The 13,984-nt window shown below is 59.0% G+C and carries 16 protein-coding genes; 11 read left to right on the forward strand and 5 right to left on the reverse strand.

Annotated elements, in window-relative coordinates; translation table 11 throughout:
- The first annotated feature begins 225 nt into the window (after positions 1-225).
- From ACR0NF_RS02870 to ACR0NF_RS02885, 4 genes are all read left to right on the forward strand, one after another.
- Positions 226-636: an SxtJ family membrane protein gene (locus ACR0NF_RS02870; protein ID WP_480469565.1), complete on the forward strand. Its 411-nt coding sequence runs from the start codon at positions 226-228 to the stop codon at positions 634-636.
- A gap of 19 nt (positions 637-655) precedes the next feature.
- Entirely contained in the window at positions 656-805 is a 150-nt protein-coding gene (locus ACR0NF_RS02875) for a DUF5989 family protein (RefSeq protein ID WP_480469566.1), read from the forward strand.
- A 70-nt stretch (positions 806-875) separates the two neighbouring features.
- A complete protein-coding gene (locus tag ACR0NF_RS02880) occupies positions 876-2,723 on the forward strand; it encodes a carbamoyltransferase family protein (RefSeq protein WP_480469567.1) in 1,848 nt (615 codons plus the stop codon).
- 394 nt (positions 2,724-3,117) lie between these two features.
- Positions 3,118-4,245 carry an anhydro-N-acetylmuramic acid kinase gene (locus ACR0NF_RS02885; RefSeq protein WP_480777738.1) on the forward strand — a complete coding sequence of 376 codons (1,128 nt, stop codon included), beginning with the start codon at positions 3,118-3,120 and terminating at the stop codon, positions 4,243-4,245.
- Positions 4,246-4,354: 109 nt separating this feature from the next.
- Here ACR0NF_RS02885 and ACR0NF_RS02890 read toward each other — a convergent pair whose 3' ends face one another.
- Positions 4,355-5,245 (reverse strand): fatty acid desaturase, encoded by an 891-nt coding sequence (locus tag ACR0NF_RS02890; protein WP_480666804.1) that lies wholly within the window; start codon positions 5,243-5,245, stop codon positions 4,355-4,357.
- 4 nt (positions 5,246-5,249) lie between these two features.
- Positions 5,250-5,669 (reverse strand): cupin domain-containing protein, encoded by a 420-nt coding sequence (locus ACR0NF_RS02895; RefSeq protein ID WP_480657424.1) that lies wholly within the window; start codon positions 5,667-5,669, stop codon positions 5,250-5,252.
- A gap of 87 nt (positions 5,670-5,756) precedes the next feature.
- Here ACR0NF_RS02895 and ACR0NF_RS02900 point away from each other — a divergent pair, with 87 nt between their 5' ends.
- Complete coding sequence (locus tag ACR0NF_RS02900; protein ID WP_480777739.1) at positions 5,757-7,175, forward strand: protein adenylyltransferase SelO; 1,419 nt, start codon at positions 5,757-5,759, stop codon at positions 7,173-7,175.
- A gap of 7 nt (positions 7,176-7,182) precedes the next feature.
- On the opposite strand, the gene ACR0NF_RS02905 is transcribed toward ACR0NF_RS02900, so the two are convergent.
- Entirely contained in the window at positions 7,183-8,070 is an 888-nt protein-coding gene (locus tag ACR0NF_RS02905; RefSeq protein ID WP_480469572.1) for a DMT family transporter, read from the reverse strand.
- Positions 8,071-8,257: 187 nt separating this feature from the next.
- Here ACR0NF_RS02905 and ACR0NF_RS02910 point away from each other — a divergent pair, with 187 nt between their 5' ends.
- The 6 genes from ACR0NF_RS02910 to ACR0NF_RS02935 all read left to right on the forward strand — a co-directional run bounded on the left by ACR0NF_RS02910 (position 8,258) and on the right by ACR0NF_RS02935 (position 12,594).
- Positions 8,258-8,956: an endonuclease/exonuclease/phosphatase family protein gene (locus ACR0NF_RS02910; RefSeq protein WP_480469573.1), complete on the forward strand. Its 699-nt coding sequence runs from the start codon at positions 8,258-8,260 to the stop codon at positions 8,954-8,956.
- A 71-nt stretch (positions 8,957-9,027) separates the two neighbouring features.
- Complete coding sequence (locus tag ACR0NF_RS02915; RefSeq protein ID WP_480469574.1) at positions 9,028-9,441, forward strand: Fur family transcriptional regulator; 414 nt, start codon at positions 9,028-9,030, stop codon at positions 9,439-9,441.
- Between the two features lie 136 nt (positions 9,442-9,577).
- Positions 9,578-10,456: a DMT family transporter gene (locus tag ACR0NF_RS02920; protein WP_480777740.1), complete on the forward strand. Its 879-nt coding sequence runs from the start codon at positions 9,578-9,580 to the stop codon at positions 10,454-10,456.
- A gap of 137 nt (positions 10,457-10,593) precedes the next feature.
- Positions 10,594-11,871: a phosphopyruvate hydratase gene (gene eno, locus ACR0NF_RS02925; RefSeq protein ID WP_480469576.1), complete on the forward strand. Its 1,278-nt coding sequence runs from the start codon at positions 10,594-10,596 to the stop codon at positions 11,869-11,871.
- A gap of 135 nt (positions 11,872-12,006) precedes the next feature.
- Positions 12,007-12,324, forward strand: a complete 318-nt coding sequence (locus tag ACR0NF_RS02930) for a hypothetical protein (RefSeq protein ID WP_480777741.1) — start codon at positions 12,007-12,009, stop codon at positions 12,322-12,324.
- A gap of 102 nt (positions 12,325-12,426) precedes the next feature.
- On the forward strand, positions 12,427-12,594 hold the full coding sequence (locus ACR0NF_RS02935; RefSeq protein WP_480469578.1) for a hypothetical protein: 168 nt from the start codon (positions 12,427-12,429) through the stop codon (positions 12,592-12,594).
- Here ACR0NF_RS02935 and ACR0NF_RS02940 read toward each other — a convergent pair.
- Both ACR0NF_RS02940 and ACR0NF_RS02945 read right to left on the reverse strand, forming a co-directional pair.
- Positions 12,591-13,040: an N-acetyltransferase family protein gene (locus ACR0NF_RS02940; RefSeq protein ID WP_480469579.1), complete on the reverse strand. Its 450-nt coding sequence runs from the start codon at positions 13,038-13,040 to the stop codon at positions 12,591-12,593. The two genes, ACR0NF_RS02935 and ACR0NF_RS02940, sit on opposite strands and share 4 nt — an antisense overlap.
- On the reverse strand, positions 13,037-13,975 hold the full coding sequence (locus tag ACR0NF_RS02945; RefSeq protein ID WP_480469580.1) for a nucleoside hydrolase: 939 nt from the start codon (positions 13,973-13,975) through the stop codon (positions 13,037-13,039). The genes ACR0NF_RS02940 and ACR0NF_RS02945 overlap by 4 nt, the downstream gene beginning before the upstream one ends.
- Positions 13,976-13,984 lie beyond the last annotated feature (9 nt).

The raw sequence follows: 13,984 nt of genomic DNA on the forward strand, positions 1-13,984 counted from the left end.
TGCTGTCAGAGTGTCATCGTCGCGGTGGAGGATTCTGGATCAATTTTCAAGATCGCTCGGGATTGTCGTTCCTTCGGAGACATTGATTTCACATTCCTAGATACTGTTTGCAAGAATCCGCTCTGCTGTTGTACTAGAGTTCTGAGTTAGCTTTTCGAGTGCTTCATTCCAGGCTTGGATCGTTTTTATCGTCGGCCTTGACACAATTTGAAGAAAGGGTCGTGCGTGTCAGACATAGCATCACATTCAAAAGTAGAAATCGGTTCTGAACGCAGCTTTGGTCTTGTGTTTGCGGCTGTGTTCATGATCATTGCATTGTGGCCATGGGTCATTCATGGGAACCCGGTTCGACTTTGGGCCATTGCGATTGCAGCTGTGTTCCTGGCCGCTGCCTTTTTCGCGCAGCCCCTTCTGAAGCCCCTCAATAAGATCTGGTTCAAGTTCGGAATGCTGCTGAGCATGATCGTCTCACCGATCGTTATGGGCATCATTTTTTTCGTGACTGTCACGCCGATTGGACTGATCCGCCGTCTGAAGAATCCAGATCCGTTGAAACAGAAATTTGACGGTGATGCGGACAGCTATTGGATCGTGCGCGAAGCGTCTTCATCGGATTCGATGCGCAAGCAATTTTAGTATTTAGCGGAGTTTACCTATGTCTTTTGTCGCCGAGCTTTGGGAATTCATGAAGGTCCGAAAGAAGTTTTGGCTGTTGCCCATTCTCTTGATGATGGTGCTTTTGGGCGGTCTGATCGTTCTGACCCAGGGTTCCGCGATTGCTCCGTTCATCTATACAATCTTCTAAATCGCCTTTTGGGTGAGAAGACTGGCGGAATGGTTTACCAGATTATTAACCTTTGGAAGGGTAGAGCGTCATGACGGCGATACTTGGTGTTTCGGCTTTCTATCATGATAGCGCGGCGGCCATTCTCGTGGACGGTGAAGTTGTAGCGGCAGCGCAGGAAGAGCGATTTACGCGCAAGAAACACGATGCCGGATTTCCGCATGAGGCCATCGCCTATGTGCTTGAAGAGGCGGGAATGTCCTTGTCCGATGTCGATCATCTGGCGTTCTACGACAAGCCTTTCCTGAAGTTTGAACGTCTGCTTGAGACTTATGTCGCCAACGCACCGCGCGGCTTCAAAAGTTTCCACCTCGCGATACCGGTCTGGATCAAGGAAAAGCTCTTTCAGAAAGATCTGATGCTGAAGGAACTGAACAAGATTGAGAAGGGCACCAAAAAGACGTTTCGCAATCGTCTGCTCTTTGCCGAGCATCATATGAGCCACGCGGCCTCGGCCTTTTATCCATCGCCTTTTGAAGAGGCCGTTGTCCTGACGTTGGACGGTGTTGGCGAGTGGGCGACGACCACCGTGGCAATCGGGCGCGGTAAAGATCTGGAAATGGTGAAAGAGATACACTTTCCCCATTCGCTCGGGCTGCTTTACTCTGCCGTGACTTATTACACGGGCTTTCGGGTGAACTCGGGCGAATACAAGGTCATGGGGTTGGCTCCTTATGGCGAGCCGCGGTTCAAAGACCTGATGCTTGATAAGCTGATCGATCTGAAACCTGACGGGTCTTTTCGTTTGAACCAGGAGTACTTTAACTACGCCACTGGTCTGACCATGACCAATGAGAAGTTCTCCCAGCTGTTCGGACGACCCGTTCGCAAACCTGAAGAAGATCTGCTGGACCAGTTTCACATGGATATGGCGGCGTCGGTTCAGGCGGTGACCGAAGAGATTGTCATGACGATGACTCGTAGTCTTGCCAAAGAGTACGACATCCCAAATCTCTGCATGGCGGGTGGTGTTGCCCTGAACTGCGTGGCGAACGGCAAAATCCTTCGCGATGGGGCATTCAAGGATGTCTGGATACAACCCGCTGCAGGAGATGCAGGCGGGGCACTGGGAGCAGCCTATGCGGCCTGGCATCAGGAACTTGGACACGAACGCAAGGTTGCATCGGGTCGCGACGGCATGCGCGGCAGCTACCTGGGCCCGGTTTTCTCGCAAAGCAATATCGAGGAACGCATCGCAAAGGTCGGCGCAAAGTTCACGACAGTTTCCGAAAGCGAGATGATTGAAACAACCGCGACTGCCCTTGCCGAAGGAAAAGCGGTTGGTTGGTTCAACGGCAGAATGGAATTTGGGCCGCGCGCACTTGGTGGTCGTTCCATTTTGGGTGATCCGCGCTCGGCTTCGATGCAGAAGACGCTGAACCTAAAGGTGAAATTCCGCGAAAGCTTCCGACCCTTTGCCCCCTCTGTCTTGCGCGACGACATGGCTGATTGGTTCAATTTGGACTATGACAGCCCCTACATGCTGCTTGTCGATCACGTACGAGAGGACAAGCGGCGCGAAATGACCGACGACGAACAGAACCTGTTCGGGATCGATAAGCTCAACGTGAAACGTTCGGAAATCCCGGCGATCACGCATGTTGATTACTCGGCACGTATCCAAACCGTGCATGAGGATACGAACCCGCTGTATCACAAAGTCATATCTGCTTTTAAGGACAAGACCGGTTGCCCGGTTGTGGTGAATACATCTTTCAATGTCCGCGGTGAGCCGATCGTGTGCACTCCGGAAGATGCCTTCCGATGCTTCATGGGAACTGACATGGATATGCTCGTGGTTGGGAATTCGATCCTGCGCAAAGATGATCAGGATCCGGCCTTGTCAGAAGACTATAAAAACAAGTATGAGCTCGACTAAATGGGTCAAAGCCGGTGCGCCGGTCAGAAGCATTGGCAGATTCCACTGACAATCTTGCTCTAGATTGCCGTTCATAAATCAATCGATTGTTGGCGACGCGAAGATACCGCTAAGCGCACTAACCAAGTGTGCGGTAGGTTTTGGATATGTCGTGCCAATGGGGCTGACGTTGCGGGGTTCCGGGGACTGAGCAAACCGGATAGGGGAAAGGTGCGTTCTCAGGAAAGCTGGGGGTGCTCTGAAAGACGCTCTGGTCCGGGAAAAATGCGGGATTGGTGACAAGGTGTCTTGTCAGCCTCGGTGAGATGCGGGCAGGTTGAGGCCATTGCATCGTCTGGTTGAGTGGCTGTCAGAGGTCAGGCCGAAGGCGGGCTGGATAGAGCAGGAGAAACGCGTGAGCCGGAGCAACGGGAAAACAGGGCCGATCCGGGCGCTGGGGGCGATGTCTGGAACCTCGCTGGATGGCGTGGATGCGGCGGTGGTTGAAACCGACGGGCAGCGTATTTTCGGATTTGGCGACAGCCGGTATCGCGCGTATTCCGAGGAGGAACGTGCCACGTTGCGGGCGGCGCTGGGGCAATGGCACGGGCCCGAGGTTGAGGCGGCCGGAGAACTGGTAACCCTTGCTCATGCCGAGGCTTTGGCCGAGTTCGAAGATGTAGATCTGATCGGCTTTCACGGTCAAACTCTGGCGCATGAGCCACGCGGGCGCGGCACGTTGCAGGTGGGCGATGGTGTGGGCCTGTCGCAGGCTTTAGGACTGCCCGTCGTCTGGGATTTCCGCAGCGATGATGTCGCTTTGGGTGGCGAAGGTGCACCGCTGGCTCCATTCTTTCATTTCGCCTGTGCCAAATGGATTGGCGCCATGAAACCCTTGTGTTTTCTGAACTTGGGCGGGGTGGGGAATCTGACCTATGTGGACCCCTCGTTCGATGGGCCGGAGGCGCCGGGGGCACTACTGGCATTTGATACCGGACCCGCGAATGCGCCGGTCGATGATCTGATGCAGGCGCGGCTAGGGTTGCCGATGGATCGGGACGGTGCCTTGGCGCGCGGGGGGACGGTGGAAACCGGCGCGTTGGAGCTGTTTTTGGCTGAACCGTTTTTCAACCGGATGCCGCCGAAATCTCTGGATCGCAACGACTTTGCCGAGATGATCGGATTGGTGCAGGAACTGAGCGATGCGGATGCGGTGGCGACACTGACCGGCATGTGCGCAGCGGGTGTGGTGCAGGGGATGGAGCATTGTCCCAGACCGCCCGCGCGGATGTTGGTCACCGGCGGAGGACGGCGTAATCCGGTGCTGATGGAGATGCTGCGGGTTGCGCTGGATTGCCCGGTGGAACCGGTCGAGGCGGTGGGTCTTGATGGCGACATGCTGGAGGCGCAGGCTTTTGCCTATCTCGCAGTACGTGTCGCGCGCGGGATGCCGACCTCGTGCCCCGGAACGACCGGGGTAAGCGCGCTTGTGGGGGGCGGGGTTGTGTCGTCTCCGGCGCGCGGGGCTGTGGTGAGCGGGTAGGGGGCTCTGCCCCCGTCGCTGTGCGACTCCCCCGGGATATTTTTGGCCAGATGAAGAGCGGATCTATTGCTTTGTGTTTAGGTTGCACCAAGGCATCGAAACACGCGTTTTAGCGCCTAAGGGTTCGGGTGTAGTCTATCGAGAATTCTGCGTATCCGTCTGAGGTGGTTTTCAGGTGGGCCTGGGTCCAGTTGTGGAAGGCTGGCAGTTGGTGGAACGGTACGTTTGGGAAGGCGTGGTGTTCTGCGTGGTAGGGCATATTCCAGGCGATGAACCGGATCAGGCGGTTGGTGAAGGTGGTGCGGGAGTTTTCCAGCATATTCGCCACAGGCGGGCAGAGGCCGTGTTCTGCAAGCAGGTAGAGGCGCAGGAAAGGCTGGCCGATCAGAACGGGCAAGAGCCAGAGCCAGAAAAGTACCGGTGTGAAGAACAGGCTGAGCGCGGCGAGGAGGTAGAGGGTGAGAAGTAGTCGTGCTTCGACCCTTATGGCGCGGTGCTGGCGGGGCGGCAGGTAGGGGGCGCTGACACGGCCCAGAGCATTTTGGATCAGCGTGTGCGCCATGCCTGACCAGTAGGGCCCACTGCTGAGATAGATCAGCAGGCTCGGCCAATTGTCCGGGCGGGGTTTTCCCGCGAGTTCAGGGTCTTTGTCGGGGTGATTGGTCCATTTGTGGTGGGCCAGGTGGAAGTAGCGGAACCATGTGAAGGGCAACGCGATAAGGATTGAGACCACGTGGCCGACCACGTCGTTGATCCAGCCCGTGCGGAACGGTGTTTTGTGGGTACATTCGTGGCTGAGGGTGAAGAGGAAGACCAGCAATATGCCTTGTGGGAGAAGCAAGAGCGGCCAGAGAGGGACCTGCAGCAGGATGCCGGTTGAGGTGAGACCGAGAGCCACGAGGTAGAGCGCGAGGTGGATCAGGCCTGCGCTGTTGGAGCGCTGTTGCAGCTGGGTTTTCACCTCGGGCGGCAGGGTTGCTATGAGGCTGCGGTGATCCACCCGGTCAGCCTCTGACGATATCGAAACCGGGGGCGGCGAGGGTGAAGCCGTCGAACTCGAAACCCGGAGATACGGTACAGCTGACCAGCGTGTAGTTGCCGGTGCTGCGGGCGGCTTGCCAGTGGTTCTTTGGCACGATCAGTTGCGGTACGCCTTGGGTCAGGTCCGGGGTCAGCAGGTGATCGATCGCGGGGCCATCATCGGATGCGCTGAGCGACAGGATCAGCGGGGCGCCGGCGTGGTAGAGCCAGATCTCGGTCGCGTCGACGCGGTGCCAGTGGCTGCTTTCACCCTCGGCCAGCAGGAAGTAAATGCAGGTGCCGGTGGCGCGGCCTGCGTTATCGGCGCGCCAGGTTTCGCGAAACCAGCCGCCCTCGGGGTGGCGTTGCAGGTTGAGGCGGTCGATGATGTCTTGCGCGGTCATGGCAATCCTTCGTGGGGTTGGTGCGATTATGCACGGGCGGGTGCGATCCGCTATGGCATTTGCGTCTGCACAGCATATGTTTGCCGCATGACACTGACGATCCCTTTCGACAACAGCTATGCCCGTCTGCCCGATGCGTTTTATGCGCGGCAGGCTCCGGTTCCGGTGCGCGCGCCGCGCTTGGTTGCATTCAACGCTGATCTGGCGCGGTTGCTGAGGATTTCGCCGGGCGAGGTCGAGGAGATGGCGGAGGCTTTTGCGGGTAACACCGTGCCCGAGGGGGCACAGCCGCTGGCGCAGCTGTATTCCGGGCATCAGTTCGGGTCCTACAATCCTCAGCTGGGGGATGGCCGGGCCGTGCTGTTGGGGGAGACGGTCGGTGAGGACGGTGTGCGCCGTGATATTCAGCTGAAGGGGTCTGGCCCCACGCCTTTTTCGCGGCAGGGCGACGGACGGGCCTGGCTTGGGCCGGTGTTGCGGGAATATGTGGTCTCTGAGGCGATGCATGCGCTGGGCATTCCAACCACGCGGGCATTGGCTGCGGTGGAGACCGGAGAGATCGTGCTGCGCGAGGGGCCGATGCCGGGTGCGGTTCTGACGCGGGTGGCGCAGAGCCATCTGCGGGTGGGCACGTTTCAGGTTTTTGCCGCGCGCGGGCAGTTGGAGAGCCTGAAGCGGCTGACGGAATATGCGATCCAGCGGCACTATCCCGAGGCTGAAGGGCCGATGGGTCTGTTGCGTGCAGTGCGCGATGCACAGGCGCGGTTGATAGCGCAGTGGATGAGCGTTGGCTTCATTCATGGGGTGATGAACACGGACAATTGCTCGATCGCGGGTGAGACCATCGATTATGGGCCATGTGCCTTCATGGACAGCTATCATCCGAACACGGTCTACAGCTCGATTGATCGGATGGGGCGCTATGCCTATTCCAACCAGCCCGAGATTGCGGTGTGGAATCTGGCGCAGCTGGCAACGGCACTGATCCAGCAGTATGAGGATAAGGAGGCAGCTGTCGAGGAGGCAACCGAGATCGTGCATGCAATGCCCGATCTGATGCAGGAGCACTGGCTGCAGCGGTTCCGGGCCAAGATCGGGCTTACCCGGGCTGAGGAGGGTGATCTTGAGATGATCTCGGACCTGCTGACCCGGATGGCGCAGAACAGTGCTGATTTCACCAATACATTCCGGGCGCTGGGCGGGGATCGCGCGCGCGACCAGTTCACCGATCCGGCGGCTTATGATCAATGGGACGAGGGATGGCAGGCGCGGGTGCAACGCGAAGAGGCTTCGGCGGAGGTGATGGTTGCAGCGAACCCGGCGTTCATTCCCCGCAATCACCGGGTCGAGCAGATGATCCAGGCGGCGGTGCAGGGGGACTACGCCCTGTTCCAGCGGCTGAATGATGTGCTGTCACGGCCTTATGAGGATCAACCGGAAGCCAGTGACCTGAAACGCCCACCGGCTGAGAGTGAAGTGGTGCATGCCACGTTCTGCGGGACCTGATCCAGATTTATTTCCGCACGATTTCGAGCACTGCGGCGCTGACGATCAGCACAGCGCCCAACAATTCGCGCAATCCGAAGGGTTCGCCCGCGAACGCCGCTGCTGATGCGAGGCCGACGACGACCTCGCTCATCAACAGCAATCCGACGCGACCGGGCGAGAGTTTTGTGGCGGGCCAGATGGTCATGTAGACCATCGGCAGGGTGTAGAACACGGACAGCAGGACAAGTTGCAGCACCCAAAGGGTGTCTTCCGGCGCGATGGCAGGCAGCATGGGGGCTTCCAGAAACACCAGGCTGATCAGAGACAGGATTATGGCGCCCAGAACAAAGGCGAAGACCTGCCCGAAAGCCGACACTTGCACGGTCCGGTACAGGCCCATGGTTCCCAGTGCCCAGCAGATACCCGAAGCCAGGGCGAGCCAGTCACCGATATTGCTGGGCCAGGGCACAATACCACTGTCGCCCAGAACGATGAACAAACCGACCATACCGAAGACAAGGCCAAAAAACCGCTGCCAGCTGAGGCGTTCTCCGAGAAAGAGCAGCCCCAGAAGTGTGCTCCAGATCGGTGTCAGGTAAAACAGCAGGATTGAGCGCACGACATCGGTATAGACGAGGCTGATGGAGTAAAGGCTGAATGCGGCACCGGTGAACACGCCGCTGAGCAGCAGCCCGCGCCACTGCAGGGCCAATTGACGACGCTCGCGCCAGATCAGCGGGATCAGACCCAGTAAGGCAACGCTGTACATCGCGATCCCCGGCCACGGACCGGTGAGCCCGAGGTCCAGAAAGAACCGCACGGGGATCCAGTAGAGGCCCCACATCATCCCTCCGATCACGAGGACGATGCTTGCCTTGGTCAAATCGCGTCCGGGGGCTTCGGTGGAAACCATGTTGGCTCGGGTCCTTTGTCTCGCAAGATAATCAGGCATTAAAGCTGTGTACGGTGAGTGCAAGCTTTTTGCGCAGAATGCCGAAGGTGGTGAATGCAGGTGAGCGCCATAAGACAGTTTTTGCGGCTTCGACTTGCGATTGCCGGGTTTCATGGCAATCTAAGGCCCAAACGGATTTCGGATACTTATGACCCAGACCCTGCGCCTTGCGAGCTACAATATCCAGAAATGCCTGGGCCTCGATTTCCGGCGGCAGCCGCAGCGGATTATGCAGGTCATCGACAGCATGCAAGCCGATATCGTGGTGCTGCAGGAGGCGGACAAGAGGCTGCCTCCACGCCCGGCCGCCCTGCCGCATTTCATGCTGGATGAGGCGGGTTGGCAGATCGTCGATCTGGGCGGTGCGGGCAGTCTGGGCTGGCATGGCAACGCAGTGATCTGGCGCGGGGATGCGATTACGGTTCGGCAGACCGGGCATCATGAGTTGCCGGGGCTGGAGCCCCGGGGGGCCGTGCGGGTGGAGTTTGATACGCAGATCGGCCCATTACGTGTGATGGGGATGCATCTGGGGTTGTTGCCCGCGTCGCGCCGTCAGCAAATCACCCATATCCGGCGATGTGATTCTGATCTGGACGAGATGCCCACGGTCTGGGCCGGAGATTTCAACGAATGGTCGCGCCAACCCGTGTTGGATCATCTGGCCCCGGACATGCAGTTCCTACCTCCGGTGCCCAGCTTTCCTGCGGCGCAACCATTGGGCGCGCTGGACAGAATCGCGCTTGGGCAAGGGCTTGAGGCCACTCTGCACGGGGTGCATGACGCGCGACCGGCGCATATCGCCTCGGACCATTTGCCGGTCTGGGCAGACCTGCGCCGCGCGGCCTAGCGCAAAATCGTCGGTGGCGCAGCGCGCGCGGACATATTAAGACAGAAGTCCGAACAGTTCCGGGGGTCACCATGTCCGATACGATTATCGCCCGTTGCGAGGCCAAAGGCCTGCGCATGACCGGTCAGCGCCGGATCATTGCCCAGGTATTGCAACAGAGCGAAGATCACCCGGATGTCGAGGAGCTCTATGCCCGTGCCTCGGCTGAGGATGCGGGGATCTCGATCGCCACCGTCTATCGCACCGTGAAGCTGTTCGAAGAGGCCGGGATTCTGGAGCGTTTGGAGTTCGGCGATGGCCGCGCGCGCTATGAGGATGCCGAGCGTGATCACCATGATCATCTGATCGATATGCAGTCGGGCGAAGTGATCGAATTTGTCGATCCCGAGATCGAGGCCTTGCAGGAAAAGATTGCGGCCAAGCTGGGTTACAGGCTGAAGGGCCACCGGCTTGAGCTGTACGGGGTACCGTTGGACAAGGACTGACCCATCACGAAATGCGATAGGTCGACACACGGGAAATCATCAAACAGGTCGCAATTCGACTTGCGAGGTCGCAGTCAATCCGGTTTTGCTGCGGCAAGGGCCCCACGGTTCCTAACCCTCTCTGATGGAAACGCGCATGAATAACGTAAACGGCATCCTGCTGCTTGTCGGATCGATGGCAGCCTTTGCGATCGAGGATATGTTCATCAAGTACCTGTCGGTCACTGTGCCGACCGGGCAAATCCTGATTGCGCTGGGCGTTGTCTGCGGCCTGGCCTTTGCGTTGTTGTCAGTGGCGACGCGCAGACGGATCTTCGATCCGGCTGCATGGAAGCTTTTGTCAATTGCCCGCGCCGCGTCCGAGGGGGTGGGTGCGGTGCTGTTCGTGACCGCGCTGTCGTTGATCGATCTGTCTACGGTTGCGGCGGTGTTTCAGGCCTTGCCGCTGGTCGTGACCATGGGCGCTGCGTTGTTTCTGGGCGAAAAGGTCGGCTGGCGGCGGTGGAGTGCGATTGGTGTCGGCTTTGTCGGTGTTTTGATGATCATCCGTCCGGGGCTAGAGGGGTTCCAGCCGGAAACGCTGCTGGTCGTTGCGACCGTCGTCTTTATCGCCGCGCGCGACCTGATCACGCGCAGGCTGGATGCGCGGATCGCGTCCACCGTTGTTGCGATGCAAGCCTATATCGCCGCGACACTGGCCGGGCTTGTGTTGATGCTGTCTACCGGGCAGTCCTATGCCCCGGTCCAGGCGGCGCAGGTCGGGCCTTATCTGGCCGCAGTGGTGTTCAGCATGTTGGGCTATTACGGCATCGTGGCGGCGATGCGGGTGGGCGAGGCTTCGGCCATGATGCCGTTCCGCTATACGCGCCTTGTGTTCTCGATGATCGCGGGTGTGCTGATGTTCAACGAGCGGCCTGATGCGATGACCCTGGCGGGGGCCACGTTGATCATCGGGTCGGGTCTTTACACCTTTGTCCGCGAACGCCGTCTTGCGCGCGAGATGGTTCCAGCCTGATCAGTGTTGGCGCAAACAGAAAACTGTTAGCCCTAAAGGCAGGAAAATATACGTGTTAGCGATAACGTGACCGGTTTACTTTTCGCCGGTTGCTGTTATGAGGCGTGCAACTGATTGCAGCCACAGGGACGGGCCTCATGAGCACCATCATCGACATCCACGCACGCGAAATCCTGGACAGCCGGGGCAACCCGACGGTTGAGGTTGATGTGATTCTGGAAGACGGCACCATGGGTCGCGCCGCTGTGCCCTCGGGTGCGTCGACCGGCGCCTATGAGGCGGTCGAGAAGCGCGACGGCGACAAGGCGCGCTATATGGGCAAGGGCGTGCTGGAAGCGGTTGCTGCCGTGAACGGCGAGATCGCCGAGGAACTGGTGGGCTTTGACGCAACCGAGCAGGTGGCTATCGACCAAGCGATGATCGAGCTGGATGGCACCGAGAACAAGGGTCGTCTGGGCGCAAATGCCATTCTGGGCGTCTCGCTGGCGACCGCGAAGGCGGCAGCGGATTTCACCACGCAGCCTCTGTACCGCTATGTCGGCGGCACCTCGGCGCGCATTTTGCCGGTGCCGATGATGAATATCATCAACGGCGGTGAGCACGCGGACAACCCGATCGACATTCAGGAATTCATGATCATGCCAACCTCGGCTGCGAATATCCGCGAAGCTGTGCGCATGGGGTCCGAGGTGTTTCACACGCTGAAGAAAGAGCTTTCGGCGGCTGGTCTGGCCACCGGTGTGGGTGACGAGGGCGGATTTGCGCCCAACATCGCATCGACCCGCGAAGCGTTGGATTTCATTCTGAAGTCCATCGAAAAGGCGGGCTACAAGCCGGGCGAAGAAATCCACCTGGCCTTGGATTGTGCGGCGACCGAATACTACAAGGACGGCAAGTATGTCCTGTCGGGTGAGGGCAAGACCCTGACCTCGGAAGAGAACGCGGCTTATCTGGCGGCTCTGGTTGCAGACTACCCGATCATCTCGATCGAAGACGGCATGTCCGAGGATGATTGGGACGGCTGGAAAGCGCTGACCGACGCCCTTGGCAATGAGGTGCAACTGGTTGGCGACGACCTGTTTGTGACCAACCCCGAGCGTCTGGCCGAAGGTATTGACCGGGGATGCGCCAACTCGATGCTGGTCAAGGTGAACCAGATCGGATCGCTGACCGAGACGCTGCGTGCCGTCGATATGGCGCACCGCGCGCGGTATACCAACGTGATGTCGCACCGCTCGGGCGAGACCGAGGATGCCACCATCGCCGATCTGGCCGTGGCGACGAACTGCGGTCAGATCAAAACCGGCTCGCTGGCGCGGTCGGACCGGTTGGCCAAGTATAACCAGCTGATCCGTATCGAGGAATCGCTGGGTGAGGTCGCGGAATATGCGGGCGCGTCGATCCTGAAGCGCTGAGCGCACCGCACCTTTTTGAACCAGATCAGGCCCCGGCTTCCGCGCCGGGGCCATTTTTTTCTTTGCGTAATCCTCGATCTGTCTAAGCTGAGCATCAGAGGTCACAGTGCCGTGACTGATGGGAGAGGACGTCTTATGACCACATTCAAACACATCACTGGCGCAGCGGCGCTGTTGATCCTGCCTCAGATCGCGTTGGCCGAACGTCCGCCCGAAGCGGTGTGCCAGAAGATGGTGGAGGGCGATCCCAGCGGGCAGATCACGATGGAGGAATGCCTGTGCACCTATAACGTCGCCGACACGCTTCTGGACGATGATATCAAGGCGCTTTTGTTCCAATCCTGGTATACTGGCGAGAACGTGACCGCGCAGTTGGAGGCGCTGCCTGAGCCCAAACGCGTGCAGCGTCAGTTCAAGACCATGGAGCGGACGTTCAAGAAAAACTGCCTCTGAACGACGTATAATACCTACATAAAAATCATTATGTGTGAACTTGTTCCTATTGCCGTGGGGTAAGGCACGGTAGTCTGCCTGCATTGCAGAAAGGGGGGCAAGATGTCTGCTTCGAAGGTTTTTCTTGTGATTTCATTGGTTTCTGCCGGATTTCTGGCCGCATGTTCCGAGCCGGGAACCTATCCGATCACGGGCGCGGAGGTCTCGCAGGACGATCCGGTACAGGAAATGTACAATCCAGGGCTGATTTTCCGGGGTGAGTCGCGCTAAAGCGTTTTGCTCATCAACATATAGCGTTCGCGCGGTTTGAAGCCTGATCGCAGATAGAGTTTCTGCGCGGTCTCGTTGGTGCGGTCGACTTCAAGATGCAGGGCGGTCAGCCCGGCCTCGGCCAGCGCTTTGGGGAGATCGTGCAGCACTTCGGTTGCGATACCGCGGCCACGGACGGCGGGGCGGATGTAGATTTCGTCCACGAAGGCGTCCATGCCGCCGAACTCGACCGACCAGCCGAAGGTGAGGACAACATAGCCCAGCGGCGCGCGGCCCGGCCCGATCAGATACACGCACCCATGCGGTATGCCGTCCAACAGCGGGGCCAGCGCGTCGCGCCTATGCGCATCGTCCTGCGCGATGCCGGATTCCGAATGAAACGCCGCGACCAGCGCCATCAGGCGGTCCAGATCGTCGGGGCGGGCGAGGCGGAGTGCGGCGGTCATAGACGGGCCAGCCTTTCTGTGAGCAGGTCGAAGAAACCCTGGGCGTCCACGTCGCCCATGAACATGGCGTTTGGTGCGCGGTCGGTGACCCGCCACCAGTCGGCCACTGTCATACCCAATGTCAATTCTGACTGGGTTTCGATTTCAACATTGATGTGGCGACCCGAGAACAGCTCGGGGCGGATCAGATAGGCGGTGACGCAGGGATCGTGCAGCGGCGCACCTTCGGACCCGTACTTTTCTTTGTCGAAACGCTCGAAGAAATCGGTCATCTCGGCCACCGCATGACCAACCTTGCTGTCCAATGCCCGGAACGCATCGTTGCGATGGGGCGTGACCAGCGCATCATGGGTGACGTCCAGCGGCATCACCACGATGTGGATGCCAGATTTAAACACGATATCAGCGGCTTCCGGATCGACGTAGATGTTGAATTCGGCCGCTGGAGTGATGTTACCGACCTCGAAATAGGCCCCGCCCATCAGCACGATTTCCTGCACCCGATCGATGATGTCAGGGGCTTTCTGGAAAGCGGTGGCGATGTTGGTCAGCGGCCCCAGCGGGCAGAGCGTTACTGTGCCGGGCTCATGCGCGCGCAGAGTTTCGATGATGAAATCGACCGCATGGCCTTCGGCCAGAGGCATTTCGGGATCGGGCAGAACAGGGCCGTCGAGACCGGTTTTGCCGTGAACATGTTCGGCCGTGACAAGCGGGCGTTTCAGGGGTCGGTCGCACCCGGCATAGACAGGTATATCGGTATGGCCGGCCAGTTCGCAGACGATGCGCGCATTCTTGGCGGTCAGTTCCAGCGGCACGTTTCCAGCGACGGCAGTGATGCCCAGAACCTCGATCTCTTCGGGGCTGGCCAGCGCCAGAAGAATGGCGACTGCGTCGTCCTGACCGGGATCGGTGTCGATGATGATCTTGCGGGGCATGGTGGTCTC

It is taken from the genome of Ruegeria sp. CF4, from assembly GCF_056537345.1.

Coding starts and splice junctions, on each gene's coding strand:
- ACR0NF_RS02905 (WP_480469572.1), bottom strand. CDS start 8,070: ATGGTTTCCACCGAAGCCCCCGGACGCGATTTGACCAAGGCAAGCATC.
- ACR0NF_RS02945 (WP_480469580.1), bottom strand. CDS start 13,975: ATGCCCCGCAAGATCATCATCGACACCGATCCCGGTCAGGACGACGCA.
- ACR0NF_RS02930 (WP_480777741.1), top strand. CDS start 12,007: ATGACCACATTCAAACACATCACTGGCGCAGCGGCGCTGTTGATCCTG.
- ACR0NF_RS02935 (WP_480469578.1), top strand. CDS start 12,427: ATGTCTGCTTCGAAGGTTTTTCTTGTGATTTCATTGGTTTCTGCCGGA.
- ACR0NF_RS02900 (WP_480777739.1), top strand. CDS start 5,757: ATGACACTGACGATCCCTTTCGACAACAGCTATGCCCGTCTGCCCGAT.
- eno (WP_480469576.1), top strand. CDS start 10,594: ATGAGCACCATCATCGACATCCACGCACGCGAAATCCTGGACAGCCGG.
- ACR0NF_RS02880 (WP_480469567.1), top strand. CDS start 876: ATGACGGCGATACTTGGTGTTTCGGCTTTCTATCATGATAGCGCGGCG.
- ACR0NF_RS02875 (WP_480469566.1), top strand. CDS start 656: ATGTCTTTTGTCGCCGAGCTTTGGGAATTCATGAAGGTCCGAAAGAAG.
- ACR0NF_RS02895 (WP_480657424.1), bottom strand. CDS start 5,669: ATGACCGCGCAAGACATCATCGACCGCCTCAACCTGCAACGCCACCCC.
- ACR0NF_RS02920 (WP_480777740.1), top strand. CDS start 9,578: ATGAATAACGTAAACGGCATCCTGCTGCTTGTCGGATCGATGGCAGCC.
- ACR0NF_RS02940 (WP_480469579.1), bottom strand. CDS start 13,040: ATGACCGCCGCACTCCGCCTCGCCCGCCCCGACGATCTGGACCGCCTG.
- ACR0NF_RS02910 (WP_480469573.1), top strand. CDS start 8,258: ATGACCCAGACCCTGCGCCTTGCGAGCTACAATATCCAGAAATGCCTG.
- ACR0NF_RS02915 (WP_480469574.1), top strand. CDS start 9,028: ATGTCCGATACGATTATCGCCCGTTGCGAGGCCAAAGGCCTGCGCATG.